This window comes from Photobacterium kagoshimensis, from assembly GCF_050337045.1.
GTDB classification, from domain to species: domain Bacteria; phylum Pseudomonadota; class Gammaproteobacteria; order Enterobacterales; family Vibrionaceae; genus Photobacterium; species Photobacterium kagoshimensis.
In genome coordinates this window covers 1-4,313 of sequence record NZ_JAKJSO010000039.1, presented here as the reverse complement: position 1 = coordinate 4,313, position 4,313 = coordinate 1, and the positions used below count along the sequence as shown (strand labels likewise).

Annotated in this window: 3 protein-coding genes; all 3 read right to left on the bottom strand. The window is 39.5% G+C overall.

The features are described 5' to 3' along the window. Window positions 1–425 precede the first annotated feature (425 nt). A complete protein-coding gene (locus tag L4C35_RS22810) occupies window positions 426–1,403 on the bottom strand; it encodes a hypothetical protein (protein WP_428465011.1) in 978 nt (325 codons plus the stop codon). 119 nt (window positions 1,404–1,522) lie between these two features. Next, on the bottom strand, window positions 1,523–2,317 hold the full coding sequence (locus tag L4C35_RS22805; protein ID WP_428465010.1) for a hypothetical protein: 795 nt from the start codon (window positions 2,315–2,317) through the stop codon (window positions 1,523–1,525). Window positions 2,318–2,458: 141 nt separating this feature from the next. Beyond that, a complete protein-coding gene (locus tag L4C35_RS22800; protein ID WP_428465009.1) occupies window positions 2,459–3,418 on the bottom strand; it encodes a hypothetical protein in 960 nt (319 codons plus the stop codon). Window positions 3,419–4,313 lie beyond the last annotated feature (895 nt).

Below are 4,313 nucleotides of genomic sequence, written 5' to 3'. Positions count from 1 at the left end.
TAACATTGCCTTCAGAAATAGCGCTGCTTTCACGTTAGACAAATGAATATGATTTTTGCTGGATCGAGCAGAGATAACTCGCTGTGCGTTGTAGAGTGGAAGGGGGATCCGAATAACTGACGAGATTATGAAAGCCCCCCTTTACTGGCGTTGGGGAAGCAGTTGCTCTTGATAAGATGCTACTAAACAAGCAGTTAAACATCAGCGAAGCTACCATAGAATTACCAGCCTTATCGCTTTTGAAGCTCAGCAAATCGCTGCCAATATTTCAGATCATCGAGCTTCAAATACGACTATCTTTTGTAGCCATAACGCCTGCCATAATACGCCACAACGTATTACGATAATGTTGATAGACCACCGAAAACACCATTGCCAATTCAGACCTAGAATGCCGAGCGTTGATGGTCGTTTTGATGGCTTTGTTATGCCTGTTCTTCAGACAAGCGCGCTATTTCATTTTTGTGTAACTCTTCTATGACCTTTGGCGTTGAAGTGGTTCTAAATTTCCCACCCGTTGTGATGTATTTATACTCTGCTTCTATCGGCTCTGGCGTATAACCAGCAAAATCACACAAGTTTAAAAAGTAATCATGAGCATATCTGTATGCCGCTACTAACTCATCAGTCGTAGTACCTACAGATAAATACTCATCCTTCCCCTTGCCTTGGACATCTAGCTCAAGTGAAACACCTTTAAGTGCAAGCTCATTATAAATTTCACGTAAGCCCAAACAACGGCTTAGATAGTGGATGGTCACACAAGCATTGAGCATATAAAAACGGAATGTGTTATCCGGATTTCTATTGGTAAGAACACTATCAATTCCGAAACGAGCCGAAGATAGAGTTTGTTCTATATGCTTAAACATATCTTCATTTACTTCAGGAATACCGGAGCTAGGACTACCGACAAAGAAGTTTTTGTGTAAACGTGGATGAACTGTGAATTTTACTTTTATAGCACCAAAATAATCCGTTTCTTCGAGCTGAGAGAAATAAGAAAACAATTCCTTTCTATGCGCGTAAAATGCATCTAAGTTGTTTTTATGGCTTGTGATAGCAATTTGTTTCGCTGTTTGTTCTGTTGAGTGAAAACGAGCAACCAATATTGTAAGCGGTAAAGCCATAGACAGAAAAGTTAGTGGTACTGTGCTTATCTCAAAAAAGGTCGAAAGACCGCCAGAACTAATATCAATACCATAGCCATTCCACGCAATGGCACCAAAAACAAAAAAATACGAGGAAGGTAGCAACATTGCCAACCACAATAAACCCTGATTTAGTAGCCCTTTACTGGCATCTAACTTAAATGAATTAAAACCTAAAACAAGGCTAATCCCACATATGATCAATAACGACGGTGCCACTATTATCAATGCTAAATTGAATACTTCTGTCAATATTTCCTCCAAAGGCATAACGCCCGCAATAAGGTGTGCCCCACTGAACCAGCAAAGCGCACCGAACTCCGTACCAAAACCGCCGAGTGTAACGCATCACCTTGATTGCATTGTTATGTTTATAGTGTGAAGTCCCAAAATGGATTCAACTTCACCAAACCAGCTTGAACGATCGCACAAATTGATAGAACAAACGTCAGTATAGCCAACACACATTGCAGCTTAGTATTTAGTCTATGACGTCTTTCTTCAACTACAAATTTCTCTATTGATACAATAGTTTTACCGACAACATGATATTTATCACCGTCAAATGTAATTTCACCAGAGGCTACAAAAGAATCAAGATGCATTTTTAACTGATTTTTATATTTATCTCGATCTGGGTGACCATAGAAACGCAAAGAATGCATTTCAGATAGTAGCGAGTGTAGATCAAAAGCTTTATTGGTATAGCCGTAATTTTCTAGCAGGTACTCTAATAACTCATATCGTGAACTAAGCCTCAAATCAGTTTTATTGTAACTTTTTTGAGCTAACCAGTTACCAAACCTTAAAGTGTTTATTTTTAAGTAATCTTTCTTTGATAAACAGTGGAAGATAAAGGCATTTATACCCTGATAGGTCGTATAATAGTTTTTATAGTAGTGAGTAACAGATAGCGAATTTAAATCAATATCAGTTAAATCTATAACATCCTCTACATCAAATGAGCCAGTCTCTGGGTTCTTTTTTTCTAACATGACCACATTTTGATCCAACTCTCGTGCATTGGCTAACTCATTGTTAGTCAAAGTGATAGTCACTGAATAGAAGTCATTTTTCTCACTTTCAGGCCCAGACATAGGAATCATTGTCGGCCCAGGCTTAGCCAATGCCTTTCTCAAAGCCCATTCTTTAATATTTAACCGCATAACTATCCTTTAAACATAACGCCCTGTTAAGGTGTGAGCAACGCAATGCCAAAGCCGCCGCATACCACCTTAAACACTAAGCGCAACGCATAGTAAAAATGCCACGCGTTGCGAATCACTCTTAAACAGTTTGTTATATTTTTATTCTGCCATGATTTGTTGCCATTTATGCTCACAATAACCACAACGCCCCTCTAAATATTGCTCTTCAAGAGACATTCGTTCACCACAATCATCGCAATGAGTATATTCCTGCGTATATTCACACTTAATGCAACATTCTTCTTCATGTATGTAGGTGTCCCCTTGACACTCTGGACAAGTATCATAAGGACTCTCCCCCCCATCCATTACAGAACGAACATAGTCTCCATATAGACTGTCTTTTACGCAGGTTGAAACTACGTCATCAAAACAAAAGTCATTATCACAAGAGCGGCAAGTTAAATTGATGGTTGGATAACTATCTTCAGCATAAGGAGCAAATATAAGAGAAGAATGGCATAAATTGCAGCGAATTTGGGGCAAAATAGATGTAACAATGCCATATTTCCAGTCTATTTTGTCTAATGACGCTCTACACTCTGTATTCTCTTTTTCATATACATCGGCAACATTGAGCAAAGATTGCCAGCATTCTTCTCCAAACAAAGATACTGGATTTTCCTCGAGTTCATTTACAGTAAAGTCACGAATTAGTAAAAATGACTTACTAACAATTTCACGAACTGCGTCAGGGCTTTGCTCTGTGTAATAATGTTCGAGATTATTTCTTAACTTATTAACTTCATTAAAACGTTGCCAATCTACATTAACTTTTAGTGATTTAAACAACTCTTTAATCATCTGAACATCAACAGTGTTATGACCGTTCCCTTGAAACTCAAGTTCACCATTTTCATTAATGACCGGACTGATTTTCTTTTTAATCAATAACTCTTTATCGTTTTCAGGTGAAAGCCGACAAAGCTTTTCTTTATATAATAAAAGAACACCGGCAAAAATATTTCTTATCGCTGATGAATTTCGGCGATCATCCCCCATATCAAAGTCTTCCACACCGACTTGAATAGAATCAACCGCATTGTTCAATAGACTCATAACTCTCCTTAAAAATATAACGCCTTGGCATAAGGTGCGCCAACGCTGAACTTACTAAACCAAATACACTTCAGACCAAAACCGCCGAGTGTCAGGCGTCACATTAATGCCTTTGTTACCCGGCCGTTCGACTTGGCTAAAGCAGCTTGCCTGCCATGATGAAATGCAATTAAAAACGGCGCTTATTAAGCGCGACAAACACTCAACTCAAGGCTGACAAATTCAAAAATATAACCACGGTAATTACTGCGCGTTTACCTACAAAATAGCGGCTACGATGAAGTTAGCACTATGGTTTACCTAGTGAAGCCGTACCTTACACTTGCAATCAAATTGATAACAACGCAGCCAAAACTAAAGCCGCGAACATCGCCTACAATTAGAATGTTTACGGCAACCACCAAAATGTAACCACTTCTCTGCCAACGAACTGACCACAATATTGAAAGCGGCTATCCTCGATAATGGTGCGGCAATAGCCAAGAAATTTAAGAACTGGGAGTACGTGGAGCATCAACCGCCACGGCCGAACCATGGCTAAAACCAATAAAGAAGTTGGCGCGGTTACCAGCGAACATTCACGCAAATCGTTGAGAAATTTAAAAATAAGAAGCCGCTATGACCGACGAACGATTCTTACTGCATACGAATTTATCTGGAATTGACCAACTCACAGCGACTGTGGAGTTAGGTATACAAAAAGAACTGAACCAAGTCGGGTAACGCCTTGGCATAAGGTGCGCCAACGCTGAACTTACAAAACCAAATACACTTCAAACCAAAACCGCCGAGCGTTAAGCGTCACCTTAATGCCTTTGTTACCCGGCCGTTTGACTTGGGTTAAGCAGCTTGCCTGCCATGATGAAATGCAATTAAAAAAGACGCTGATTAAGCG